Source organism: Rhodococcus sp. 05-2254-2 (assembly GCF_002259095.1).
In the GTDB taxonomy this organism is placed as follows: Bacteria; Actinomycetota; Actinomycetes; order Mycobacteriales; family Mycobacteriaceae; genus Rhodococcoides.
Window position 1 is genome coordinate 502,640 of the sequence record NZ_NOZJ01000009.1, and the last position, 24,774, is coordinate 527,413.

Consider the following 24,774-nt stretch of genomic DNA (forward strand, 5'->3'; position numbering starts at 1 on the left):
TCTCCATTCCCCGAGCGACGAGCCCCCCGGTCCCGCCGCAACCACGCTGACCTCGAATTACGTTGTTGTAATTCAACTTTCAGGTTTCTTGTGGGGTTAATGTGACGTACGGTTACCAATGGCACTTTTGGGGAAGAAAAGTACCAATGTGATTCATGTGTTTTTTGCTACGTGAGTTCAGCGTGCCCCGAAGCGTCACCGAACATGTTCTTACGTCCTGCGCGCACCCATCCGAGGTGCGCGGAGGACGCAGACGAGGAGGCTTTTCGTGGGTCGCAGAATGCACAGAGTCATAGCGGGTTCGATCTTGTCGGCAGCACTGTGCATCGGCACAACCGGCTTGCTCAGCCCAGCGGTGGCCACCGCTCAACCCACCATCGAACTCCCCCAGATCCCGATACCGCAGCCCGACGCGCAGCAGCGGGCCGCGATTCTCGCGGCTGTCCTGGACGCCACCGGCGTCCTGATCAACCAGGTCGCAGCCATCGTTCTCGACAGCGACGTGCTCTCCGCACCGGACTCACCGGACGCTCCGAGCACGGTGGAAGTACCCGAGATCGAACTCCCGACCGCTCCGCCGACCGTCGGGCTCGGTGGAGCAGTGCTGCCCATCGATGCAGGCGACTACCGCATCACCTCCGGCTACGGCGGGCGCAACAACCCGACCGGCAACGGCGCGCAGTTCCACCAGGGTGTCGACTTCGCTGCGGACAGCGGAACTGCGATCCACGCGGTCACCGGCGGAACCGTCGTTCAGGCCGGAGATGCAGGCGACGGCTACGGCAAGCTCGTGCGGGTCAAGAGTGGCAACACCGAGACCTACTACGGCCACCAGTCCAGCATCGCGGTGTCGGTCGGCGACGAAGTGGCACCGGGCGATGTACTCGGCGCAGTCGGCAGCACCGGAAACTCGACCGGACCGCATCTGCACTTCGAGGTGCGCAACAACGGTTCGAGCGTCGAACCGGTGGCCTACCTGAAGACGCTGGGTATCGATCCCTCGCTGTACCAGACCCGCGACCGAAGCTGATCGGCCGAACTCCGCTTCGATCAGACCGTAGTGGCGTTCCCGGCCTTCCACTCGTCCCACGGGACGTTCCAGTCACCGAGGCCGTCGGTACCCGACAGCGTCCCACCGACGGTGTTCTTCACGACGACGATGTCGCCGCGCTTGGTGTTGTCGTAGACCCACTTCGCGTTGGTGGGGCTCAGGTTCAGGCACCCGTGCGAGGCGTTGGAGTAACCCTGCTGTCCCACCGACCACGGTGCGGAGTGGAAGAAGATGCCGCTGTAGGACATCCGCGTCGCCCAGTCGACCGGGGTGCGGTATCCGCTGGACGAATTCACCGGCACACCGTAGGTCGAGGAATCCATCACGAGATGCTCGAAGCGGTCGCCGATGATGTAGACGCCGTTGTCGGTGGGCGTGCTGTCCTTGCCCATCGATGTCGGCATGGTGATGACGTCCTGACCGTTGACGTTGAACGTCACCTGCTTGGTGTTGTCGTCGGCGGTGGCGATGACCGCATCACCGATCGTGAACGAGGTCGTGGCGTTCTCCTGACCGAAGATGTCGTCACCGAGATCGCGTCCGTACACGTTCACCGCCACGTCGACCTTGGTGCCCGGTGCCCAGTAGTTCTGCGGACGCCAGCGAACTTCCTTGTTGTTGACCCAGTAGAACGCGCCCTCGACGGCAGGCGTCGTGGTGACGGTGATGGCGTTCTGTGCGGCCACTTTGTCGGTGATCGGTTCGTCGAACTGAACCGCGACCGGCTGACCGATTCCGACGATGTCGCCGGGGTTCGGCAGAACGTAGGGCTTGGTGAAGTTGCCGGGCTGGCTGGTGGTGAAGCTCGATACCGTGCTCGACGCTCCCCCGAGTCCGTACGCGTCGGCCTGGACGCGGTATTCACGGTCGTAGCCGAGCGGTTCGGAGTTGGTCCACGACAATCCGTCGGGCGAGATCGCGCCCGAGACCGGCTCGCCCTCCGGGTTGAGCATCGTCACCGAGGACAACTTGCCGTCGGCGACCGAGACGGTCACCGGGTCCGCCGGGGAGAATCCGACGGCTCCGTCGAGGACGCTCGAGGTCAGCTTCGGCTTCATCAGCTCGGTCATCGGGTTGGAATCGATCGGCACCGACGGTTCGGAGACGTCCGATGCAGAACTACATCCCGACAGGACTGCCACCGAAGCAACCACTCCCACCGCGGCGAGTACGAATCCGCGATACACCCTCATGAATCACACCACTTCCCACTTCGAGCCCGACCCGGACGATTGTGCCAGCGGAAAATCGGACACTCCACTCGACAGCCCGTTCGATGAGTAACGTTCGAGTACCAATCGCAGACCAGGAAGTTCGTGTTACCTCCCATCCGCCTCTCACCAGCTCCCGGGCGGACATCACCGCTCCTGGCGGGGCACGGTGAGGACAACGTCATATCCGGCTAACTGACGTGTAATGACGGCGCACCCTGGGCCGGGCACTGTGGAATCCATGGTCACCACGGTGAAGACACTCTGCGCGTACTGCGGCGTGGGATGCGGCATGGTGCTCGAGATCGGCGGCCGAACCGCGTCCTCCGATGCCACCCCGACCAGGCCTGTAGTGACCAAATCCGTCGGCGACAAGTCCCACCCGGCCAACTTCGGCCGACTGTGCACCAAAGGGACCACCACCGCGGACATGCTCGCGGGGCCCGGGCGGCTCGAGAAGGCCCAGATTCGCCATCGCCGCGGCGAGCAACCGGAGAGCACGGACACCGCGGTGACGATCCACGACACCGCTCGGCGGCTGCGCACCATCATCGACGAACACGGGCCCGATGCGCTCGCGTTGTACGTGTCGGGGCAGATGTCGATCGAGGCCCAGTACCTGTCCAACAAACTGGCCAAGGGGTTCATCGGCACCAACCAGATCGAATCCAATTCCCGACTCTGCATGGCGAGCGCAGGAACCGGATACAAGCAATCACTGGGAGCCGACGGCCCGCCCGGGTCGTACCAGGACTTCGACCACGCCGACGTGTTCTTCGTCATCGGCTCCAACATGGCCGACTGTCACCCCATTCTGTTCCTGCGGATGATGGACCGCGTCAAGGCAGGGGCGAAGCTGATCGTCGTCGATCCCCGTCGCACCGCCACAGCGGACAAGGCCCACCTGCATCTGCAACTCGAGCCGGGGTCGGACCTGGCGCTGCTCAACGGTCTGCTGGCGCTCATAGCGGAGAACGGCGACCTCGACACCGAGTTCATCGCGGAGTTCACCGACGGCTGGGACGCGATGCCGGAGTTCCTCGGCGACTACACCCCGGAGAAGGTCTGCGCCGCAACCGGTCTCGACGAGAAGGACCTACGAGCCGCGGCCGCGATGATCGGCGGTGCAGAGAACTGGATGAGCTGCTGGACGATGGGTCTGAACCAGTCGACGCACGGAACGTGGAACACCAATGCGCTGTGCAACCTCCATCTGGCGACCGGTGCCATCTGCAAGACCGGCAGCGGCCCGTTCTCCCTGACCGGGCAACCGAACGCCATGGGTGGTCGGGAAATGGGATACATGGGCCCCGGGCTGCCGGGACAACGAGCGGTGGTCAACGACGCCGACCGCGCATTCGTCGAGGATCGATGGGGCGTTCCGCGCGGAACGCTGCGCACCGACGTCGGCGGCGGAACCATCGAGATGTTCTCCAAGCTCGCTGCCGGGGAGATCAAGGCCTGCTGGATCATCTGCACCAATCCGGTTGCCTCGGTGGCCAACAGAACGACGGTGATCGACGGTCTCGAGCGCGCCGAGTTGGTCATCACGCAGGATGCGTTCGCCGATACCGAAACCAACGACTACGCCGACGTGATGCTGCCCGCCGCGTTGTGGACGGAAGCGCACGGAGTGATGGTCAATTCCGAACGCAATCTCACGCTGTTCCAACCGGCGCTCGAGGCACCGGGCGGTGCACTACCGGACTGGAAGATCATCGCCGACATGGCGTGCGCGCTCGGATATGCAGATGCCTTCACCTATGCGAGCGCCGAGGAGGTGTTCGAGGAGATCAAGCAGTTCTGGAATCCGAACACCGGCTACGACATTCGCGGAGTCACCTACGAACGGTTGCGCGAGAGTCCCATCCAGTGGCCGTGCCCGCCCGACGCGACCACCACCCGGCATCCGATCCGATACCTCAACGACGGAGTCAGCCAACGGCAACGAGTGTCCGACGACGGTTCGATCCCCGCACTGTCCTTCCCCACTCCGAGCGGTCGGGCCCAGTTCTTCGCCAGGCCTGCGATGGCACCCGCGGAGATGCCCGACGACGACTACCCGTTCGTGCTCAACACCGGACGCCTGCCACACCAGTGGCACACCATGACCAAGACCGGCAAGGTCGCCAAGCTGAACAAACTCGATTCCGGCCCGTTCGTCGAGGTACACCCACTCGACGCCGACCGGCTCGGCGTGATCGACGGCGACAGTGTCGAGGTCGCGTCCCGCCGAGGCCGAGCCGTCCTTCCTGCCGTCGTCACCGATCGAGTGCTCCCGGGCAGCTGCTTCGCGCCCTTCCACTGGAACGAAAAATTCGGTGAGTACCTCGCCATCAATGCCGTCACCAACGACGCCATCGATCCGTATTCTCAGCAGCCCGAGTTCAAGGCGTGCGCGGTCACTCTCACCAGAGTTGCTGCAGCCCAATCACCCTCACCCGTGGGCGACGAACCTTCCCACGATCCCGTCGAGGCGCTCGCCACGATCGTCGGTCTCCCTGCGCGTCCTTCTCAGCCGCTGACGACCGTCGAACAGCGTTATATCGCAGGGCTTCTCGAAGGTCTGGGCAGTGAGGCCGGCCGAAGCGCCGCCGGAACGCCCACTCTGCCGTCGCGCACTCCCCTGTCCCCCGAGACCCACGCATGGCTCGACGGCGTTCTCGCGGGCCTGTTCTCGCGTGGACCCGCCACCGGCGGTGCTGGTGCCGATGTACCGGCCGAGACCGCCGATCCGGGGCGACGGCCGGTGCTGTTGCTCTGGGCCTCGCAAACCGGCACCGCCGAGGAGTACGCCCAGGCCTGCCTGTCCCACCTGCGGGGAGCAGGCGTGTCGATCGCAGAGCACTCGATGGATACGTTCACCGTCGATTCTCTGCCCGCCGAGGCCGATGTGCTGATCGTCAGCAGTACCACCGGTGACGGCGAAGCACCCGACAACGGAACGACGTTCTGGGACAGTCTCGTCGCCGAGCCCGCCACGGAGCTTCCGGGAATCCGTTATGCGGTACTCGCTTTCGGCGACTCCAGCTACGCAGACTTCTGCGGCCACGGACGCAGGATCGACGAGCGCCTCACCGAGTTGGGTGCCCGGCGACTTCTCGAGCGGGTCGACTGCGAGCCCGACTACGAGAACGAGGCGGCGGCGTGGCTCGATGCGGTGGTCGAGAGGCTTCGACGCGATGACGACACCACCACCGAAGCAGCGGTGGAGTCCCCTGCACGCACCGTTCCGCAGACCCGAGCGGAGCCGGAACAGTACAGCAAGAAGTCACCGCTGGTGACGACTCTCGTACGTAATCGAGTACTGACCGCACGCGGATCCGTCAAGGACGTCCGCCAATTCGGATTCCATGTACCCGACGGGACTCTCGAGTACGAGGTCGGTGACGCACTCGGAGTGTGGCCGCGCAACAGCGATGCCTACGTCGACGAGTGGCTCGAGGCCACCGGACTGGACCGGGACACCGCTGTCGATCTCGCTGGACACGGTTCGATGTCGCTGCGCACAGCGCTGAGCCGCCACCTCGAAATTGCTCGTGCAACACCGGATCTCCTGAAGTTCGTCCACCGACGGACTGCGGACGACGATCTCGAGTCGATGCTGCACCCCGACAACAAGCATGCGCTGTCCGACTGGATGTGGGGTCGTCAGTCGATCGACGTGCTTGCTGCCCATCCGGTTCGAGCTTCGGTGGACGACTGGTTGGCAGTTCTCAAACCGTTGCAGCCACGGCTGTACTCGATTTCGTCGAGTCCGAAGGAGAACCCCAACGAAGTACAGGTGACCGTCTCGGCGGTGCGGTACAACGTGCACGGAGTTCCCCGGCGCGGCGTGTGCTCGACCTACCTGGCCGACCATGCGTCGAATCACGACGTGGGAATCTTCGTGCAGAAGTCGTCGCATTTCAAGCCGCCGGAGGACCCGACAACCCCGATGATCATGGTCGGCCCGGGTACCGGTGTCGCCCCCTTCCGCGCCTTCCTGCACGAGCGTCGCGCGCTCGGGCACACCGGCCACAACTGGCTGTTCTTCGGTGAACAGCACGCCGACACGGACTTCTACTATCGCGACGAACTGACGGCGATGCTCGGCGACGGTTCGCTGAACCGCCTGGACGTCGCATTCTCACGCGATCAGAAGGACAAGGTCTACGTCCAGGATCGGATGCGTGAACACGGGGCCGAGTTGTGGAACTGGATTCACCGCGGTGCCCACTTCTACGTGTGCGGCGACGCGTCCCGAATGGCCAAGGACGTCGACGCCGCGCTGAAGGGCGTGGTGGCGCAGCACGGCAAACTCGCGCCGAGCAGTGCCGAGGCCTACGTCAAAGCTCTTGCCGCAGAGAAGCGATACGTCCGCGACGTCTACTGAGTCGGTGGAACCGAGACGAAACGTGCCATCGGTCGATCAACGGCCGGAATGCTCCGCGGCGTAGGCGTCGACGCGTCCGTAGGCGATCTTGGGCGACCAATCTCTGTGCACCAAGCCGAAGTTCTGTTCGGTGTCGGCGGTGTCGGAACCGGCGTCCCGGAGGCTGTAGACATAGGCCGGCCCCAGCCAGTCGTTACCGAGAACCGCGTCGAGGACAATCCCGATGCTGTCCGCCTGCGTCTGCTCGCTGACACTGTTGGGATTGGTGCCGGTGGGGGCTCCGAACTCGGTGATCCAGATCTGTTTGCCGCTGTCACCGCCGGCGATCATCGTGTCGCGCATGGACCACATCTTCATGGCGGTGTTCCACGACGCCGTGCTGGGGTCGTTGGGTAGGTAGGGCCACGTGTACGGGTGAACGTTGAAGGCGTCGAAGTACTTGTTCGATCCCTGCGCGTACATCTTCGACAGGAACGTCGTACCCGCGATGTTGCCGTTCGTGTCCTCGGCGGGTGCCATCCCGCCCGCGAGCACGGTGGAATCGGCTTGCACCTGCTTGATCGCCGTATAGGTCGCCTTGATCAGCGCCGAGTACGCCGTCACGTCGGGGGCAGGCTTGAAGAACGTCACGATGTTCGGCTCGTTCCACACCTCCCATATCTCGATCCGGCTCTGGTAGCGCTGAACCACAGTCTTGGCGAACGCCGCGAAGGTGGCGGGGTTCGCAGGACGGGAGTGCGAATCGTTGACGGCGGCGGCTACTCGCGCCCACCTCGGGGTGTACGCGATGATGCCGTGCACGCACATCCCGTGGGCCACAACAGCGTCGATCACCCGGTCGGTTCGGCTCCAATCGAATCTGCCCCGGGTCGACTCGATGGCAGACCAGTCGATGTCGAGACGAACCGCGAAAGCTCCGGCGTCACGAGCGAGCGTGAGTTCCCGATCGAGATCCGCAGGAGACAGCCCACCTATGGTTGCTCCGGGTGATACTCCGATCCGGACCGCGTCCGATTGCCGCGCACATCCTGAATCTCCTGCGGGTGCTTGCTGCGTTCGCAGAGCAGATGCAGCTGCGGGTACCGCCCCGGCCGCGAACGACAACAGCATGACCATCAGTGCTGCACTCGCTCGTCGCGTCGCATTCCTTCTCATCGGCAGATGCTAGCAACGACCAGGAACGGAATATCGCGGTATCGATATTGCTCTGTTGTTTCGTGCTTTGTCTCACTCCTCGGCAGCACAAACACACCGGAAATTCGAATAGTGGAATACACCGACGCGAGCGTCGGTATGACAACCCGGCCTGTACTACTATCTGGACAATGACGACAGGATTTCCCGGTTTCGACGACCGTCTGAACGATCTGCTCGCCCGGCAGGCAGAGAAATCCGGTCTTTCCACCGACGAATTCGTTCGAGGAGCGGTGGTCGACCGACTCGTGCGGGAACTGTCCGAAGATCAGGATTCCGACGTCGGCGCATTGCTTCGTGCGCTGCAGGAGGGCTCGGAGAGAGGCGTCGGCCCAGCCGAGGTCACGCGAGTGTTCGGCACCCCGATCGACGACCCCGACAGGTTGGCCGCTGTAGCTCGAACCGGACTGATGGACACCGGATCCGACGCGGGTTACGACCGGGTCGTCAGCATGGTCGCCGATGCTCTGAGTGCCCCGTCGGCCGCATTCTCGCTTCTCGACGACAAGCGTCAGTACTTCAAGAGCGCCCTTGGACTTCCAGCGGAACTCGGTGGCGCACAGGAGGTCCCCATGGACGGGTCGATCTGCCGCTACGCGATCGATCTCGGGCAACCATTGGTGGTCGAGGACGCACGATTGAACGACATCCTCAAGGACCACCCCTCCGTTCAGAGCAACCTTCTCGTGTCCTACCTCGGAGTTCCGCTCACCGACGACGCCGGCAACTCGGTGGGCACCCTGTGCGTGTGGGATCAGCAGCCGCGACAGTGGACTACGGGTCATGTGCAGATACTGCAGGATCTGGCGTGGATAATTCGCGAGCGCGTTTTCGAATAAGTAGGCTTTTACCCGACGAAAATAAGCATTCTCGGCCTACAACCGACTTCAGGTCTTTTTCGATAAGTCGACCAGGTAGCCGCTTTCGCGCCGGTATACATTGAATGGGATATATGGGACCAACCGATCCGAACTAGCCACCGGAAGTAGCTGTGCCTGAGACACTGGATTCACCGCGCACTCGCCCGAATGCTGCCGAGGCCGACACCGTTGCAGTTGGTCGCCCCCTTGTCGATCGGCTCAGAGTCGATCCACTCAATACCGCGATCAGCGTCGCAGTGGATCTGCTCGCTGCAGCCGTCGCTCTGATCGGAGCATTGCTCTGGCACTCGGGCAGTCTCACCGACCCCGGTTGGCTCCCATGGCTGTTCCTGCCGCTGCTGATCGGAATCCTCGCCGGAAAGTCGATGTACCGACGCAGTCTCCGGCGCAACTTCCTCGACGAGATCGGTCCTGCCGAAACCGCTGTCGCGTTCGCGTCGCTCGCCCTGTTGGTCCTGATGTTTCTGGCGGACACCGACTACCGGCCCAGCGAGGTCGTGTTGCGACTGTGGTTGCTGAGCGCATTCACGATCGCAGTCGCCCGCTTGATACGTGTCGTCGTCCAGCGCACGCTGCGCATCAAGTTCGGATCGGCAGCGCCGACCATCGTGCTGGGCAACGATCCGATCGCGCATCAACTCGTCTCGCGCACAAGGCAGTTCCCCGAGTACGGTCTCGAACCCATCGGTTATGTGGGTGAGGCACCGGTCGCCGACATCCCTTCGAGCAACGAGGTGCCCCACCTACCGCACCTCGGACTTCCCCGCAATTTCGAAACGGTTGCCCGCGGGACCGGTGCCGAGGAGTTGATCGTCGCGTTCGCACCGACCGAGGATCGAGAGTTGATCGCCGCCATCAGGACTGCGCACCGCCTCGGTATGCGAGTGTGGGTGGTGCCCAGGCTATACGACGCCGTGGGCGTCAACACTCGCGTCGAGCACATCGGCGGTCTGCCGCTGATGGTGCTTCCGCACGTGAACCCCAAGGGGTGGCAATTCGCCATCAAGGGACTTCTCGATCGAGTCCTGACCGCATTCGGACTCCTGCTGCTCTCCCCCGTCTTTCTCACACTCATGCTGCTCGTACGCCTGAGCTCACCTGGCCCGATCTTCTTCAAGCAAGAGAGAATCGGCCGCGACGGATTGCCGTTCGATTGTCTGAAGTTCCGCTCCATGCGGCCTCCACGTGCGTCCGACGCCGAGTTCGAGCGAAAGGCCGGGGACGCACCCGGCGGTGTCGAAGGTGTCGACCGACGAACGCGGATCGGAAAGATCATGCGACAGACCTCGATGGACGAACTTCCACAGCTGCTCAACGTACTTCGCGGCGACATGAGTCTGGTCGGTCCGCGCCCGGAACGCCCCGAATACGTCGACCTGTTCGAGATGCAGATCCGTAGGTACGGGGAGCGGCACCGCGTCAAGGCAGGCGTGACGGGATGGGCTCAGGTGCACGGCCTCCGCGGCCAGACGTCCATCGCGGACCGCGCCGAGTGGGACAACTACTACATCGAGAACTGGTCGGTGTGGCTCGACGTCAAGATCCTGTTCCTCACCGTCCTGGCCGTGCTGAAGCGCGCCGAGGACTGATCGTGGTTTCCGCCGAACACGGCCACGTTCGGGTCACCCCGTGATCACGTACGTTGCGCTCGCTTTCGGCGCAGCGGTCGTCCTCGCGCTCGGCTGCGCGGTGGCATCGGCGATCTACCGCCGCCCGCAGCGCGGCGTGCTGTTGCTCGCAGCATTCGTTCCGCTGCACGGCCTTCTGGTTCTGGTGCCCCTGCCAGGGGTGGTGTCCGGCTGGAAGGAAGGCCTGGTTGTCTTCACGGTTCTGTGCGCGTGGTTACGCCGACCGCGACACGTCCGTGGCTCGATGCCTCGGGTCTTCATGCCGTGGTGGCCCGCCGCTGCTGTCTTCGTCGTGTTCGGCAGCGTGTCTGCGTTCGCCACCTTCGGAATCGTCGGCGTGTTCGGCATCAAGGTGACCTTCTTCTACATTCTGCTGGTGGTCGTCATGTGGCTCGCGCCGTTCGACGCCACGGACCGAGACCACCTCGTCTCCGTTCTCATGGGCATGGGCGTGTTCACGTCGGCGGTCGGTATCGCGCAACTTCTGGCCGGGCCCGCCGCACTGGTGTCGCTGGGTTACGAATACGGCACTCAGGTCCGCACATCGGGCGGGCTACTGCGCACGTTCAGTACGTTCAACCTCCCGTTCCCGTTCGGGCTGTACGTGATGTTGGCGTTGCTGGTCGGCGGTGCGGTGGCGCTGGCCGATCCGCGCCGACGGCGAAACATGTTGTTTCTGTTCGCGTCTCCGATGATGGTGGTCGCGATGTCCAGTTCGATCGTGCGAGGGGCCATCCTGGGACTCGCGGTCGGGGTCGTCTACCTGATCGCTGTGCGGTTTCGGTACCTCGCTGCGCCGCTGGCTCTGGCGGCGCTGGCCGTGGCGGTCACCGTTCCCTTCGTTCCCAGGATCACGTCGGTCTTCTTCTCGTCGAGCAGTCTGGGTCAACGCGGTGACGGCTGGGCCAACATCATCGCCAGCATCCTGGTTCATCCCGTCGGGACGGGGCTGGGATCGAGTGGGTCTGCGGCAGACCGCATTTCCACCGCCGAGGGTGTCGCATTCACGCAGTCCGGGCTCTCGACCAATTACCAACCCGACAACTACTACGTCAAGGCACTGCTCGAACTCGGACCGATCGGCCTGTGGGCGGTGGTCGCATTGCTCGTGACGTCGCTGCTGTGGTGCACGCGCCTGTCCCGAGCACTACCGGGCAACGACGGTGCGCTCGCCCTGGGCGTCGGTGCTTCCATCGTCGCAGCGATGTTCGCCAGTCTCGTCTCGACGTATTTCGAGATCTTTCCGATCGATGTCTATTTCTGGCTCTTGTTAGGAGTGGTGGGATGCGCAGCAGCGCAACACGAATCATCTTCGGGGCGCTCGCCCTCAGACCGGGAGGAAGCGGAGTACAGACCTACATTCGCGAGCTCCTGAACGAGCTCCCCCAGTGCCTACCCGCTGCCGATCTCGCCGCGACCGTCCAGCGCGACGCCGTCGGTGAGCTCCCACCCTCGGTCACGGCGTTGGAACGGCCTGTCACCAGCGGTGCCGCTCGTGCAGTGCTCGGTGCCCTCCCCGTCGGTCGTTGCGATGTAATGCACGGCCTGGACGTCGACCTGCCGTTTCTGACCAAGGCCTTCACGGTGGCCACGGTGCACGACCTGTCGGTCATTGACATGCCGTCGGCCTCCAGTCGATTTCGCGCGTTCGGCGAACAGAGACTGGTACGGCGCGCACTGCGCCGCGCAGATCTGCTCATTGCGGTCTCACAGTTCACCGCCGATCGAATCAAGGCGGTCAGCGGACGCGACGCCACGGTGGTCGGTTTGGCACCCGCAGCGTGGGCCGCTGTCCCCACCGACAGCCGGATAGATCTGGTTCGGCGCAAGTACGACTTGCCGGACCGTTTCGTGATGCAGGTCGGAACGGTGGAGCCCCGCAAGAACGTTCAGCTCGTGGCCGACGCAGCGGAGAGTCTCGGAATACCGTGTCTGCTGGCCGGGGCCGGCTCCACCGGTCCCCACGCCCCTCGCAATTCGCGGGGGCTCGGGTACGTCGATGTCGAGGATCTGCCCGGCCTCTACGCTGCCGCGACAGTCACTGCGTACGCCTCTCGGTACGAGGGCTACGGGCTTCCGCCGGTGGAGGCGATGGCGTCGGGCGGCGCGGTCGTCGCCAGTGCCGTCGGTGCCCTCCCCGACGTCGTCGGCGACGGTGCCGTTCTCGTCGAGTCCGAGAACGTGGACGACTGGGTACAGGCGATGAAACCACTCGCTTTCGACGGGGACGCGCGCGCAGCTCTTCTCGACGCGGCAGCCGTAGCCACCCGCGAGATCAGCTGGCGTAGAACGGCGGAGCTCACCGCCGACGCGTATCGAGCCGCGGGCATCGTCTGATGGCCGAGGAGCTCGCGCTCGACGGCACCGAGCAGCCACCGGACTACCGCGCCATCGCAGCGGATCCGAAAGCCGCGGCCAGAGCGACGATTGCCGTTCTGATCAGCAGAGTGATCATCGCGACGCTGGGGTGGGTGGGCAGCGTCGTCGTCGCGAGGTCCCTCGGACCGGACGAGTGGGGCCAGTTCAGCTTCGTCTTCGCGCTGCTGGGCTTGATGTCCGTCGTGACCGATCTGGGGGTCGGACGCGTCGTGCTGGCGAAATTGATGGACGACGATTCCGAGGAAATCGGTCGAACGGCGTCGGCGTTCCTGGCGCTCCGAACCGTGCTCGGTTTGGTGGGGTACGTACTGGCCGTCGCATACGTTCTGCTGCTGCAATATCCGAGCGAGGTGGTCCTCGCGACGGTGGTCGGCGGACTGGTGGTCGTGTTCGCAACCCCGGGTCACGCCCTGAGTGTGCTCTTTCAGAGCCGTCACCGCCTGGTACTCGTGGCCGTTGCCGAAAGCGCCGGGCAAGCAATCCAATTGGCGTTGACCGTGCTGGCCGCCGTGCTGGCCCCCACCCTGCTGATCTTCGTTCTCCCGGCCGTGGCCAACGAAGTGTTCAAGTTGGTGACCAAGGGTTTCGGCATCGGCAACCGTTCCATGGGCCTGCGACCGTCGCGGCACATCGACATTCGGCGCTGGGGGCCCTACCTGAAAGAGGCCGTACCACTCGCGATCGGCTTCGCCCTCACCATCGCGATGCTCAAGATCGACATGCTGATGCTCAGCCTGCTCGACACGTTCGAGGCCGTGGGACTGTATTCCATCGGCTACAAATTCTCGGACATGATCGACACCTTCGTGTTGGCGGCAGTCGCACCGATCAGCACCTTGCTCGTCGCGTCGTGGCCCCACGACGCCACCGCATTTCGCGCACGCTCGCGTTCGGCCGCACTGCTGTTCGCACTCTTCGGCGCAATGGCTGTCGCGGCGTTCGTACCGTCGGCCGAGCCGTTGATCGGGCTGCTGTACGGGGAACGGTTCGTCGACGGAGCCGACGCAGCCCGATTACTCGTCATCGGCGCGGCACTGATGTCGTTGGTGATGCTGGGAATCTTCCTGCTCGCGTCGGCCGGAATGCAGCGACACTACCCCGTGGTGGCACTGGTCGGTCTGGCCCTGAACGTCGGGTTGAACCTGTTCCTGATCCCGCGGATGTCGTACGACGGAGCCGCCATCTCCACCGTCGTGACGATCGGCACCACTCTCGTTCTGCTGTGGATCGTGATCGCGCGAAGCATGCCCATATCCGGACTGCTTCCCGTGCAATCCATTTCGGTGATACTGGTGGTCACCGCAGCCACTACGGTCGGCGGCTGGTTCCTGGTGCAACACTATCCGGGCCTGTGGCTGCTCGTCTCGGTTGCGGCAGCGTTGCTGGTCGCAATCGTGCTCTACGTGTTCGTCGCCATCGGACTCGTCGAGTCACCACTGCCGGGACCGGCCGAGAAAGGACGTCACCGTGCGCGTTCCGAATGACCATCGACACAACGGACACATCGCCCGATTCGGACCCCGCCCTGCGGAGTCGAAGTCGGGTTTCGCGAAGGTAGAAGACCGTTGCGCCCGTTCTTCGAATGTTGTTGATGTGCAGTTCCATTCACGAGCGGCACGGCAACGCGAACGGCATACGAGCCCGGCTATCATCGAGCCTGTCGGCTCCACGAATCTCCGAAGCGGTACGTCCGCTCGCATCGACGACGGAAGGGTACACGGTTGATGGCCGTCCACGATGCCGTACACCGGGGCGACGTGCCCCCACCTATCGACCTCGCGGGACACATGCGGGAACTCGGCCGGGCATTGCTGCCCGCCGTGATCGTTGCTGTGCTGGTGGGTGCGGGCGTGTTCTACCTCAGGAGCGAACTCACCGACAAGCAGTACGCCGCGTCGGTCGTGGCCGAGATCGAACCGGCCCAAAGCCTCGTTCCCGGTGACGCGTTCATCGAGCAGATGCGCGCACCGTTCGTCGAGTTGGCGACCGACCGCAGTGTGCTCGATCAGGTCCTCACACAGGTCGACTCCGGACTGAACGCTGCCGAGTTGGCGTCGAGCGTCGAACTCTCCCCCGGTACTTCACCTGCACTGCTGACCGTCACGGTGACGACCCGTTCTCCTGAGCTCGCCGCAGATCTGGCTCGCGCGATGGTGTCGACGATGGCAAGTACCAGCACTGCCAACGCGATCCGCGACTCGCGGGAGCGAACGGACGAAGCGCAGTCCGCGATCGACGCGCAACAGGCGCGAGTGGACGCTCTGCCCGCCGACGACCCGAGCCGGCCCGCATCCGTGTCGGAACTGGCCGAACTACGCACCCGCCTGAGCGAGCTGCAGGCCACTGCGGGCGGAGACCGACTGGTCGTGCTGTCGAACCCCGAACAGAGCACCACAGCGGTGTCACCGAAACCGGTCTCGGAGGCACTCGTCGCTGCGCTCGCTGCACTGATCGTTGCCGCCGAACTGATCGTGTTGCTGCGAGGACGTCTCGGACGCAAGCCCTCTCGGTCCTGGGCTCGTCGGGTGTCTCGCAAATACGGAGCGAAATTCGACCCGACAGCGGGCGACACCATGCCGCCCGCCGTGGCCGCGCGGATCGCAGCGCTCGAACGCGGCGATCGACCCGTCTCCAGGGGTGCTCGGCACGCTGCGCCCAAGGGCGACAACGTGATCGTCCTGTTGGTCGGCGAGGGCGCCGTGACGGCCTCGACTCAGGATCCGGACCGGACAGGCGAACGTCCTCGGGTCACCGAAGAATTCGGGTTGTCGGAGCAGTGGTGGCAGCACACCGACGTGGGCGACGTCGAGACCGTCGTGGTGCTGGTGTCGACACGTGGACGCGACAAGAAGGCGGCAACCGCCGCGCTTCGGCGGCTCGACGACTTCGACATTCCCGTGCACGTGGTCCTGCAGAACAAGAACTCGACCCGACGGGTGGAACAGACCGCGCAGACCATTGCGCCGGAAGGCCAACGCCATGCCAGCTGACAGAATTGCCGTCGTACACGAAAGATTCACCGAGATCGCCGGATCCGAGCACGTCATCGAACAGCTCGCGCTGCACTGGCCTGCGGCCGAGGTGTTCGCGGCGATCTCTCGGCCGGCCGGGGTTCCGTCGGGAATCGGCCGGGAGCCGCACACGACCGCCCTCAATCGTGTGTACAACGCCTTGGGCCAACGGTCGTACGCACCCGTTCTGCCGATGATGCCGCTCGCCTTTCGGCGCATGCCGCTCGACGGTTTCGATGCAGTCGTGGTGAGTCACCACGCATTCGCCACTCAAGCCGTGTTCGCCACCGACTCCCCGGTGATCGCCTACGTACACAGCCCGGCACGATGGGCCTGGGACCCCGAACTACGGGCAGGTGAAGGTGGCGGACGAGCAGGAGCAGCGATACTGACGGCACTGTCGGCCGTTGCCCGTCGATGCGAGATCGCTGCCGCCCCGAAATTGAACACAGTGGTGGCCAACTCGACTGCAGTTGCACGTCGTATCGAGGATTGGTGGGGCCGTGACGACGCAGTGGTGGTCCATCCGCCCGTCGACACCGAGGGCTTCGTTCCCGATCCGTCCGTCGAGCGGGAGAACTTCTTCCTCCTCGCCGGTCGCCTCGTTCCCTACAAGCGGCCCGACATCGCAGTCCGGGCCGCTGCCGAGGCCGACGTTCCGCTCGTGGTGGCCGGAGACGGACGAGCAATGGATGCCTGCCGGGCGCTCGCCGGTCCGAAAACGACCTTTCTGGGCCGAGTTTCACACGAGAAGCTCCTCGAGCTGCACCGAACGACGCGGGCCCTGTTGATGCCGGGAGTGGAGGACTTCGGCATCGTCCCCGTCGAATCCATGGCCTGCGGGACTCCCGTGATTGCGCTGGGCGACGGCGGTGCCATGGACTCGGTCGTACCGGGAAAGACCGGAATGCATGTGCCACCGGGGTCGGACGAGGCAGTCGTCGCCGGATTCGCCGACGCCATGCGTTCGTTCGCCCCCGGAGACTTCGACCGCAGGGAGATTCGCACGTGGGCAGAGGGTTTCTCGAGGGCCCAGTTCCGCAGTCGTATGCAGGAGGTAGTCGATGCGGTCCGCTGAACGCCGATATCGTTCGACCGCACTGGACCGAGTCTTCGCCGACACCCGGATAGTGACTGCCGTCGGTCCCGTTCGTGGCCTGGACATCGAGCGCACACGCGCAACGCTGCGCGCCGCCGAACGAGTCGCCCGGACACCTCACGTTGCGCTCGAACCGCGGTCGGATACACGACAGTGGCGCTACCGCAGCGACATCGCCGGAGACAACGTCACTGCCGGCACCGGAGCCACCGAGGATCTGGGCCGTATGCTCACCGACATACGACGGCGAGACGGTGCGAGAGGACCGCTCGAGGTGATCGTGTTCGAGGACCATCTCGCTGTCGACTACTCGCACGGAATCGGCGACGGCCAGATCGGCGTCATGATGCTGGCGGCTTTCTCCGACGACGCCGATGGAACCCTGGTTCCCGCGCTCGCGACAGGATTACCGGCCAGCGCAACGTGGAAAGCGCTGTGGCGTCACTATTCTCGAAAACCGAAGACATTGGCGGACTTCTGGAAGTTGCGCGGTCGCCATCGAGCCGAGGCCGACGGCGATTCTGCTCCACGTCGAAGAATCGAGAACTGGGAGTCCGCGAAAGTCAGCCGCGCCGGGTACATGAACCGAACCCGAGTGGACGAACTCAAGCACTGGACGGCCGAGTACATGCCGGGAGCGACCGCCGCGTCGATCTCGACAGCGCTGTGGAGCGCAGCGCTGCGGGCCGAGGGCGTCGACGTCGACGATCACATCATGGTGTTGTTCAACAGCAGGCGTTATCTCGATCCGGCGCAGCAGAGTTCGCACGGGAACTTTGCCGTCGGCATTCCGCTTCACCTCCCTTCGGGCACGACACCCGTCGGTATCACTGCGGCAATGCGCGAGGTGATCGAATCGGGATGGCCGATAGCGGTGTTGGGAATGTCGCTACTGCGCGATGCTGCGACGCGATTTCGGTCTTCCGCTCGCGCGCAGACCGATTCGGTCGTCGAGGTTCCCAAGACCTTGAGGTTGGCCGTCAGCGACCTCGGGCGACTGCGCGTCTTCGACCACCTCGATTGGGCCGACGACGGCAGGCCGCCGCAGATGGCAGCATCACTCGAGCCCGACGGCCCGGATGGCTGCACGATGCTCATTGCCGAGATTGCGGGTGGGCGGACCTACACGGCATCGTTCTGCAGCAAGATGATCGACGCCGCTGTGGTGGACGCAGCATTGCGGCGCATGTGCGACGACCCCGTCGCGCTACTCCGAGATGCTTTCTGACACAGGAACGAGGCTCGATCATGACCGCCGGATCGACTGTGTTGTTCCTTGCCCACACCGGGCAGGTTTCCGGTGCCGAAAAGGTGCTTCTGGATCTGATCGACGAGGCCGAGCGCCGCGGCTACGACACTGTGATCGCCTGTCCCTCCGGCCCCCTGACCGACCGAGTGCCCACGGCGACGCGACACATCCCCATCGGGGAGCTCGGGCTCGGTGGTGAACGAGGAGCCGCCCGAGGCGTCGCAGCGGCACGCATGTCGGCGCGTTGGGTCACCGCAGCCCGCGCGGTGCGTACCGTTGCCCGCGCGCCGGGCACCGTTACCGTCGTGAACTCACTCTTCGCGCTCCCGGTCGCACGTTTGGCCCGTCCTCCTCGCGGTGCGTCGTGGCTCGTCCACGACACCATGACCTCTGCCAAACAGCGCGTGGTGGTGCGGTTCGCACGGTCGGCCGTTCGTGTCGCAGTCTCGGTATCGGAAGCCACCGCTGTACCCCTGCGAGCGGCCGGACTCCCGGTCGTGGTGTCGCACAACGGAGTTCCATGGCCGGTTCCGCGTTTCGGCGGTGAGCTGCACGCCCCTCCTGTCGTCGGCATACTTGCCCTCCTCACGCCGTGGAAGGGCCATCGAGTTCTGCTCGACGCCGTGGCCACACTCCCCGAGATTCGTGTCGAACTCGCAGGCGGCAGCTTCCCCGGTGATCGTGACTACGTCGCAGAACTTCACGAGCGAGCATCTCGATCGGACCTCGCGGGTCGGGTCGAATTCCTCGGGCACACCGACGCGAAATCGGCGCTTCAGAGGTGGGACGTGGTCGTTTCCTCGAGCACGTCGCCGGAGGCGGGCCCGTTGTCGGTGCTCGAAGCGATGTCACACGGGCTGCCGGTGATCGGAACCGACCACGGCGGCACCCACGAGTTCCTCGCCGACGGTGCAGGGATTCTCGTCGAACCCGGCAACGTAGCAGCCCTCGCCGCAGCCATTTCCACGGTCATCGGCGATTCGAACCGACGACGCGCACTCGGGGACACTGCGAGAGACCGTGTTGCCAGCTGCCACGACATCGGCCGGACACTGCCCGAACTTCTGCACCGTCTCACCGACTGACAGACCGCCCGACCGCGCGTATTCGGTTAGGAAATCGAACGAAGCCGACCCCCGGCACAGACGGCTGTGTTTCAATCGGGGCCCGATGGGAACGATGGGGGCTGATATGACTCGCGCCGTGACGAGATCCAACGAGCATTATCAATGGTGTATCGGCGTGATGACCAGCCTCGCGTTGACCACCGCCGTCAAACGCATCGTCTCTGCTGCAGCCCTGGCCATGGCTGTGGTCGTGACCCTCGAGCTCGCATTCGGCTACGGAGCCACGACGGCGATCCCGTCGATCGTGCAGTGGACGTGCATGATCGCCGCGTACATCATGGGCGCGTTCTGGTGGTTCGGTCCATGGCCGACGCTCGGGCAGGCGTTCGCTTTCGTCGTCATCGCCAACTTCGCAATCTTCGGTGCCACCATCACGGCAGATTTCGCACCCGAGGTCACGCTCGGCAAATGCGCGTTCCTCATCCCGATCGGCATGCTGGTCGGCTTCTTCTTCGACAAGTGGCGGCTGGCCACCCACATTGCTCTCTGCCTGCTCGGCACCACGGTCGTCGCGGTCTACATCGTCGTCGAGCGCGGTGTGGATACGTTCGTGGCAGTGGTTCTGTGGGCTCCGATCGTCATCTCCTTCACCGGCTTCGCCCTGCTGCTGCAGGCAACCACCCAATCCATGCGTCTGGAGTTCGAGTAACCGACATGCGAACCTTCTCCCTCCCCCACACCGGGACCGAAGTCTCGAGCATCGTGCTGGGGTTCATGCGCATCACCGATCTGGACGACGACCGGATCAGGAGATTGGTGGCCACCGCGCTCGATGTGGGCGTGACGGTGTTCGACCACGCCGACATCTACGGCGGGTCACCGCACACGTGCGAGAAACGATTCGGCGATGCGGTGACGTTGACCCCGTCGCAACGCGAGCGCATCAGCATTCAGAGCAAGGTGGGTATTCGCGAGGGCTGGTTCGACTTCTCCAGGGATCACATCGTCACCACGGTCGAGGCGTCACTCGAAGCCCTCGGCGTCGATCACCTGGACACCCTTCTGTTGCATCGCCCGGACACCCTCGTCGAGCCGGAGGAGGTCGCAGCAGCGTTCGACCACCTGCACGCGTCGGGCAAGGTCCTCGGCTTCGGCGTCTCCAATCACACGCCCGGCCAGATCGAGTTGCTGAAAACTGCAGTGAATCAACCGATTCTGTTCGATCAAATACAGCTGAGCATCGTGCACTCGCCGTTGATCGCGGCGGGCCTGACCGCCAACATGAGCACCGAGGACCAGTCGATCGACCGCGACAACGGTCTACTGGACTACGCGAGAACGCGCGGCATCACCCTGCAGGCGTGGTCTCCGTTCCAGAGCGGGACGCCGTCCGGCGTGTTCGTGGGCGACCGCGAGAACTACCCGGATCTGAACGTGGCATTGGACGAGATCGCCGACGTCTACGGGTCGACGCCGTCGGCGGTGGCAACGGCCTGGATCACCAGGCACCCGGCCGATATCCAGGTCGTGCTCGGAACCACGAATCCCGATCGAGTCGTCGAAGCCGCCGCCGGTTCGGACCTACGCCTGACCAGGCAGGAGTGGTACCGCCTGTTCCGGACGGCAGGCCACACATTGCCCTGAACGAGGCTCAGCGGCGTCACATCTGCCGTTACCTTTTCGTTACCGACTAGCTATCGGTCCGTGATGATCAGGCCTCGGTTCGGTGACGTTGCGCTGTCAGGATTACCGCACGGCATGCACCGGAACCTGTAGCCCTCGGGTTCCACCCCGTGCACGTCGGTCGTTAGGCCATCCGAACTGAGAGGTTCGCACCGTGACTGTCACCGACCACTTCGATTCTCGCCTCGCACCCGTCGAACGCGGCAATGCTAGTTACTCCATCCGCACCGAGTTCTACTCCCCTCGCCTGACTGTCGTCCGCGCGACGGGCGATGTCGATCTGCGGGCTCGTACCGATCTGGCACAGGCGCTCGACGACGCTCTGCGCGGCGAAACGGTTGTGCTGCTGGACTTGTCTGCGGTCACCTTCATGTACTCGGGGTCTGCGTGCGTGGTCCTCGACGCTGTCGCCCGCAGCGCTGGCCGCCTCGAGGTCTTTGCTCCGACGCGGCCCGCGCGCATCGTTCTCGACGCACTGGGCGCGGCGACGATCGGGGCGGATCCGCGCGCTGCCTGACCGGTGGAGGTTTGCGGTCCGGCCGATTCGGCAAACCCGAGGAGGACAGCGACTCCGGACGGCACATGTGCCGCGAGTCGTCTCCACGGAATCGAAGCGGCTCGTTCGACTTGCCGCGTGGAGCATTTCACGCACACCGAGGCAAGGATCGACAATGTCCGACCAGTTCAGCAAATCCGACCCGACCAGCGCGTTTCCGATGCCCGATCGGGCCGAACAGAGTCGTCTCGAGCATCCCGGTCTGACCCGCGACATGGTCACCGCTCCCGATCACGGCGAGGATTCCTACCGTGGATCGGATCGCCTGCACGGCCGTAAAGCATTGATCACCGGCGGCGACTCGGGTATCGGCCGTGCCGTTGCACTGGCATTCGCGCGCGAGGGTGCCGATGTCGTCATTGCACACCTCGAATCCGAAGGTCCGGACGCGCAGACCACTGTCGACCTGATCGAGGGATCAGGCAGCGCAGGTAGAGCCATCGCCTGTGATCTCACCGACGAGTTGCAGTGCGTGCAATTGGTCGACACCGCGTCCGAGGTTCTCGGCGGGCTCGACATCGTCGTCAACAATGCCGCGTTTCAGATGGCGCAGATGGGCGGGATCGCAGACATCACCACCGAGCAGTTCGATCGCGTACTCAAGACCAACTTGTACGCCCTGTTCTGGATCTCGAAACGCGCCGCCGAAATCATGGACGCGGGTTCCACCATCATCAACACCACCTCGATCCAGGCATCGAATCCCTCTCCCGAGTTGATGGACTACGCCACCACCAAGGCTGGAATCGTGGCGTTCACCAAGGGTCTCGCCGGTGATCTCGCCGAACGCGGAATTCGCGTCAATGCCGTTGCACCCGGGCCTATTTGGACGCCGCTGATCCCGGCCACGATGCCGTCGGAGAAGTACGAGAAGTTCGGCGAGACCGTCCCGCTGGGACGACCGGGTCAACCCGCAGAGCTGGCACCGGCATATGTCTTCCTGGCATCGAACGAGTCGAGCTACATCACCGGCGAGACCATCGCGGTCACCGGCGGCACGCCGTTCAACTGATCTTGTCGCCCTCTGCGGTGTCGCGCCACGCAAGCAGCACACCGTTTCCCTCCGGTCGTCGCCACGGTAGGAACAATGCGACGGCAAGCGCACATGCCACAGCGGCACCGACGGTCACGAACGACGCGAGCTGAAAGCCCTCCAGCGAGGCCGCTTTCATCGCGTGGATCAGCTCGGCCTTCTGCGTCGCGAAGATCGGGTTGGTGGGCGCTTTCACGATTTCGATGACGCTGACGACCGTTTCGCGAGCGAACGCCTTCTGGTAAGGCTCCATGATCGCGTCGGGTATCGCGTCGATCTTCGGACTCACCTGTGAGGTGTAGATCGACGCGACGATCGATCCGAGCACGGCAACTCCGAGCGTTCCACCGACCTCTCGGGTGGTGTCGTTCACCGCGGAGCCCGCACCTGCTTCGTCGAGCGTCACCGAGGACATGATCGACTCGGTGGCAGGGCCCTGCACGATCGCCAAGCCGAGGCCCATCAGCACCATCGAGACGAGAACCGGCCCCAGATAGGGCGTTTGGACCTCCACCTGACCGGCGACGAACATCCCGATGCTCATCACCATCAGCCCGAAAACGATCACCGCCGTGGTTCCGATGCGTTGCGCAATGATGGTCGCCAGCGGCGCGCCGATGGCGATGGATACTGCGAAGGGCAGTGAGTGAACGCCGAACTGCAGTGGGGTCAGCTCCACCACACCCTGGAAGTACTGGGTGATCATGAACAGGAAGCCGAACATGCCGAAGTACGCCACGGCAATGGCCAAGGCGGGCAGTGAGAATCGTCGATTCCGGAACAGGTTCAAGTCCAGTACCGGAGACGGCGTCCGCAGCTCCCACCAGACGAACGCGACGATGGCTGCCGATCCTGCCAGGTAGGCTCCGATGCTCGTTGCAGACAACCAACCATTGTGTGGCGCTTCGATGATCGCCCAGACCAGCACGGTGATGCCGGCCAACGACAGCGCGATACCCAGGGGGTCGTACTTGCCGACGTGCTCTGCTCTGGATTCCGGTACGCAGGCCAGCGCGGCCACCAGAACGAGCAGTGCCACAGGAACATTGATCCAGAACACCGAGTGCCACGAGAAGTGCTCGAGCAGAAACCCACCGGCAGTCGGGCCGATTGCGATGGCGAACCCGGCCATCGCCGTCCAGGCCGCGATGGCCAGTGCGCGCTCCTTGGCATCGGTGAAGATGTTGATGATCAGGGCAAGGGTCGCCGGAAACACTGCGGCCGCACAGACTCCCATGGCCGCGCGCGCCGCGATCACCTGTCCCAGATCGGCGGCGACAGCGCCGCCGATCGACATCACAGCGATGCCCGCCAGTCCGAAAATCATGACCTTCTTGCGGCCGTAGCGATCGCCGAGATGACCGAACGCCAACAGCAGTCCGGCGAACGTCAGTGTGTATGCGTCGACCACCCACTGCAGGCCGCTCATATCGGCACGTAGCTGCAGTCCCATCGAAGGCAGCGCGACGTTGACGACGGTGTTGTCCAAAACGACGAGCAGCTCGGCTGCGCAGATCACGATCAGCGCGAGGTATCGCCGACGGAACTGCGGCAAGTTCACCGGTTGACTGGAGGTGGTGGGTGACGACATCGGAATCCCTTCGACTATGACGGTCGGCATAGTTCCTGAAGGGAAGTTAGCTGTAACTGATAGTTATAGCAACATCGCCCGGCTCTTTCTGGTCGACGTCAGCGGCCCGCCGAAGCCTCCAGAACCGCCTCGAGCAGGGCCGACAACTCCCCCTCGGTCCGATCCAGAGCCGTGGTCGAGCGCTGCGCCTTGGCCATGATCAGCGCACCTTCGATGGCGGCGATCGCGAATGTTGCCAACGTGTACGACCGCTCGCGAGTCAATCCGCGCTGCCACAGGGATGCCGCTATGACGTCCTCCCAGGACGAGAAGGACTCACCTGCCGCGGCCACCGCCTGCGGCGCATGCAGCCCCTCGAGCGCGGCCGGCGCGACAGGGCAGCCCGCCACGAAATCCGTGGCCAGCAGTTCGCTGCGGAATCCCTCGAGAATGGCCCGTACGGTCGCCGACGGACCGGCCGACGCCAGGCCGGCCGAGATCATCGCGCTCATGTCGGCTCCCGCAGTACGCGTCGCCTCTTCCACCAGCTGAGGCTTGCCGCGGGGAAAGTGGTGATAGATCGAGCCGCGGGGAGCGCCCGCGTGATCGATGACGTCGGCCAGCGAGGTGGCGTCGACGCCGCGTCGACGAAACAGCTGGGCAGCGCTGCGCAGCATGTCGTCCCGAGCACTGCTTCGATTCGTCATCCGAACCCCTCCCGTGGACGCCACAATGATTGACGTGACGTTCCGTTACACCTACAGTCGCTCTGTAGCTATGTTGTCCA

19 protein-coding genes are annotated in these 24,774 nt (G+C 64.2%); 15 read left to right on the forward strand and 4 right to left on the reverse strand.

The features are described 5' to 3' along the window. Positions 1-268 precede the first annotated feature (268 nt). Positions 269-1,030 carry a M23 family metallopeptidase gene (locus CH283_RS17220; protein WP_094640352.1) on the forward strand — a complete coding sequence of 254 codons (762 nt, stop codon included), beginning with the start codon at positions 269-271 and terminating at the stop codon, positions 1,028-1,030. A gap of 20 nt (positions 1,031-1,050) precedes the next feature. Here the strand turns inward: CH283_RS17220 and CH283_RS17225 are convergent, their stop codons facing one another. Further along, positions 1,051-2,244: a L,D-transpeptidase gene (locus tag CH283_RS17225; RefSeq protein WP_094640353.1), complete on the reverse strand. Its 1,194-nt coding sequence runs from the start codon at positions 2,242-2,244 to the stop codon at positions 1,051-1,053. 259 nt (positions 2,245-2,503) lie between these two features. Between CH283_RS17225 and CH283_RS17230 the strand changes: the two genes are divergently transcribed. Beyond that, entirely contained in the window at positions 2,504-6,637 is a 4,134-nt protein-coding gene (locus CH283_RS17230; protein WP_082898769.1) for a bifunctional nitrate reductase/sulfite reductase flavoprotein subunit alpha, read from the forward strand. Between the two features lie 36 nt (positions 6,638-6,673). Here CH283_RS17230 and CH283_RS17235 read toward each other — a convergent pair whose 3' ends face one another. Further along, complete coding sequence (locus CH283_RS17235) at positions 6,674-7,792, reverse strand: endo-1,4-beta-xylanase (protein ID WP_094640354.1); 1,119 nt, start codon at positions 7,790-7,792, stop codon at positions 6,674-6,676. A gap of 170 nt (positions 7,793-7,962) precedes the next feature. Between CH283_RS17235 and CH283_RS17240 the strand changes: the two genes are divergently transcribed. From CH283_RS17240 to CH283_RS17300, 13 genes are all read left to right on the forward strand, one after another. Further along, positions 7,963-8,670: a GAF domain-containing protein gene (locus CH283_RS17240; protein ID WP_068049997.1), complete on the forward strand. Its 708-nt coding sequence runs from the start codon at positions 7,963-7,965 to the stop codon at positions 8,668-8,670. Positions 8,671-8,822: 152 nt separating this feature from the next. Next, the gene (locus CH283_RS17245) at positions 8,823-10,301 is read left to right on the forward strand and encodes a sugar transferase (protein ID WP_255183242.1); all 1,479 of its coding nucleotides are present in this window, start codon (positions 8,823-8,825) and stop codon (positions 10,299-10,301) included. Positions 10,302-10,341: 40 nt separating this feature from the next. Further along, on the forward strand, positions 10,342-11,715 hold the full coding sequence (locus CH283_RS17250; protein ID WP_094640355.1) for an O-antigen ligase family protein: 1,374 nt from the start codon (positions 10,342-10,344) through the stop codon (positions 11,713-11,715). Next, positions 11,625-12,677: a glycosyltransferase family 4 protein gene (locus CH283_RS17255; RefSeq protein WP_094640356.1), complete on the forward strand. Its 1,053-nt coding sequence runs from the start codon at positions 11,625-11,627 to the stop codon at positions 12,675-12,677. Before CH283_RS17250 ends, CH283_RS17255 begins: the two co-directional genes overlap by 91 nt. Then, complete coding sequence (locus CH283_RS17260) at positions 12,677-14,203, forward strand: flippase (protein ID WP_094640357.1); 1,527 nt, start codon at positions 12,677-12,679, stop codon at positions 14,201-14,203. Before CH283_RS17255 ends, CH283_RS17260 begins: the two co-directional genes overlap by 1 nt. Positions 14,204-14,443: 240 nt before the next feature. After that, the gene (locus CH283_RS17265) at positions 14,444-15,709 is read left to right on the forward strand and encodes a hypothetical protein (RefSeq protein WP_231893813.1); all 1,266 of its coding nucleotides are present in this window, start codon (positions 14,444-14,446) and stop codon (positions 15,707-15,709) included. Next, the gene (locus CH283_RS17270) at positions 15,699-16,808 is read left to right on the forward strand and encodes a glycosyltransferase (RefSeq protein ID WP_094640439.1); all 1,110 of its coding nucleotides are present in this window, start codon (positions 15,699-15,701) and stop codon (positions 16,806-16,808) included. The genes CH283_RS17265 and CH283_RS17270 overlap by 11 nt, the downstream gene beginning before the upstream one ends. Beyond that, on the forward strand, positions 16,795-18,057 hold the full coding sequence (locus CH283_RS17275; protein WP_255183243.1) for a hypothetical protein: 1,263 nt from the start codon (positions 16,795-16,797) through the stop codon (positions 18,055-18,057). The genes CH283_RS17270 and CH283_RS17275 overlap by 14 nt, the downstream gene beginning before the upstream one ends. A gap of 20 nt (positions 18,058-18,077) precedes the next feature. After that, a complete protein-coding gene (locus tag CH283_RS17280) occupies positions 18,078-19,163 on the forward strand; it encodes a glycosyltransferase family 4 protein (protein WP_068049989.1) in 1,086 nt (361 codons plus the stop codon). Between the two features lie 160 nt (positions 19,164-19,323). Continuing rightward, positions 19,324-19,854 (forward strand): giguanylate cyclase, encoded by a 531-nt coding sequence (locus tag CH283_RS17285; RefSeq protein WP_231893815.1) that lies wholly within the window; start codon positions 19,324-19,326, stop codon positions 19,852-19,854. A 5-nt stretch (positions 19,855-19,859) separates the two neighbouring features. Next, positions 19,860-20,789, forward strand: coding sequence for an aldo/keto reductase (locus CH283_RS17290; RefSeq protein ID WP_068049985.1), 930 nt, complete (start codon positions 19,860-19,862; stop codon positions 20,787-20,789). 193 nt (positions 20,790-20,982) lie between these two features. Next, positions 20,983-21,345: an STAS domain-containing protein gene (locus CH283_RS17295; RefSeq protein ID WP_094640358.1), complete on the forward strand. Its 363-nt coding sequence runs from the start codon at positions 20,983-20,985 to the stop codon at positions 21,343-21,345. Positions 21,346-21,499: 154 nt separating this feature from the next. Next, on the forward strand, positions 21,500-22,396 hold the full coding sequence (locus CH283_RS17300; protein ID WP_094640359.1) for a glucose 1-dehydrogenase: 897 nt from the start codon (positions 21,500-21,502) through the stop codon (positions 22,394-22,396). Here the strand turns inward: CH283_RS17300 and CH283_RS17305 are convergent. Next, on the reverse strand, positions 22,389-24,008 hold the full coding sequence (locus tag CH283_RS17305; RefSeq protein WP_094640360.1) for an MFS transporter: 1,620 nt from the start codon (positions 24,006-24,008) through the stop codon (positions 22,389-22,391). The two genes, CH283_RS17300 and CH283_RS17305, sit on opposite strands and share 8 nt — an antisense overlap. Positions 24,009-24,106: 98 nt before the next feature. Beyond that, positions 24,107-24,694: a TetR/AcrR family transcriptional regulator gene (locus tag CH283_RS17310; protein WP_255183244.1), complete on the reverse strand. Its 588-nt coding sequence runs from the start codon at positions 24,692-24,694 to the stop codon at positions 24,107-24,109. Positions 24,695-24,774: the final 80 nt, after the last annotated feature.

Coding starts and splice junctions, on each gene's coding strand:
- CH283_RS17265 (WP_231893813.1), top strand. CDS start 14,444: ATGGCCGTCCACGATGCCGTACACCGGGGCGACGTGCCCCCACCTATC.
- CH283_RS17275 (WP_255183243.1), top strand. CDS start 16,795: ATGCGGTCCGCTGAACGCCGATATCGTTCGACCGCACTGGACCGAGTC.
- CH283_RS17260 (WP_094640357.1), top strand. CDS start 12,677: ATGGCCGAGGAGCTCGCGCTCGACGGCACCGAGCAGCCACCGGACTAC.
- CH283_RS17235 (WP_094640354.1), bottom strand. CDS start 7,792: ATGAGAAGGAATGCGACGCGACGAGCGAGTGCAGCACTGATGGTCATG.
- CH283_RS17285 (WP_231893815.1), top strand. CDS start 19,324: ATGACCAGCCTCGCGTTGACCACCGCCGTCAAACGCATCGTCTCTGCT.
- CH283_RS17300 (WP_094640359.1), top strand. CDS start 21,500: ATGTCCGACCAGTTCAGCAAATCCGACCCGACCAGCGCGTTTCCGATG.
- CH283_RS17290 (WP_068049985.1), top strand. CDS start 19,860: ATGCGAACCTTCTCCCTCCCCCACACCGGGACCGAAGTCTCGAGCATC.
- CH283_RS17305 (WP_094640360.1), bottom strand. CDS start 24,008: ATGTCGTCACCCACCACCTCCAGTCAACCGGTGAACTTGCCGCAGTTC.
- CH283_RS17280 (WP_068049989.1), top strand. CDS start 18,078: ATGACCGCCGGATCGACTGTGTTGTTCCTTGCCCACACCGGGCAGGTT.
- CH283_RS17225 (WP_094640353.1), bottom strand. CDS start 2,244: ATGAGGGTGTATCGCGGATTCGTACTCGCCGCGGTGGGAGTGGTTGCT.
- CH283_RS17230 (WP_082898769.1), top strand. CDS start 2,504: ATGGTCACCACGGTGAAGACACTCTGCGCGTACTGCGGCGTGGGATGC.
- CH283_RS17255 (WP_094640356.1), top strand. CDS start 11,625: ATGCGCAGCAGCGCAACACGAATCATCTTCGGGGCGCTCGCCCTCAGA.
- CH283_RS17270 (WP_094640439.1), top strand. CDS start 15,699: ATGCCAGCTGACAGAATTGCCGTCGTACACGAAAGATTCACCGAGATC.
- CH283_RS17310 (WP_255183244.1), bottom strand. CDS start 24,694: ATGACGAATCGAAGCAGTGCTCGGGACGACATGCTGCGCAGCGCTGCC.
- CH283_RS17240 (WP_068049997.1), top strand. CDS start 7,963: ATGACGACAGGATTTCCCGGTTTCGACGACCGTCTGAACGATCTGCTC.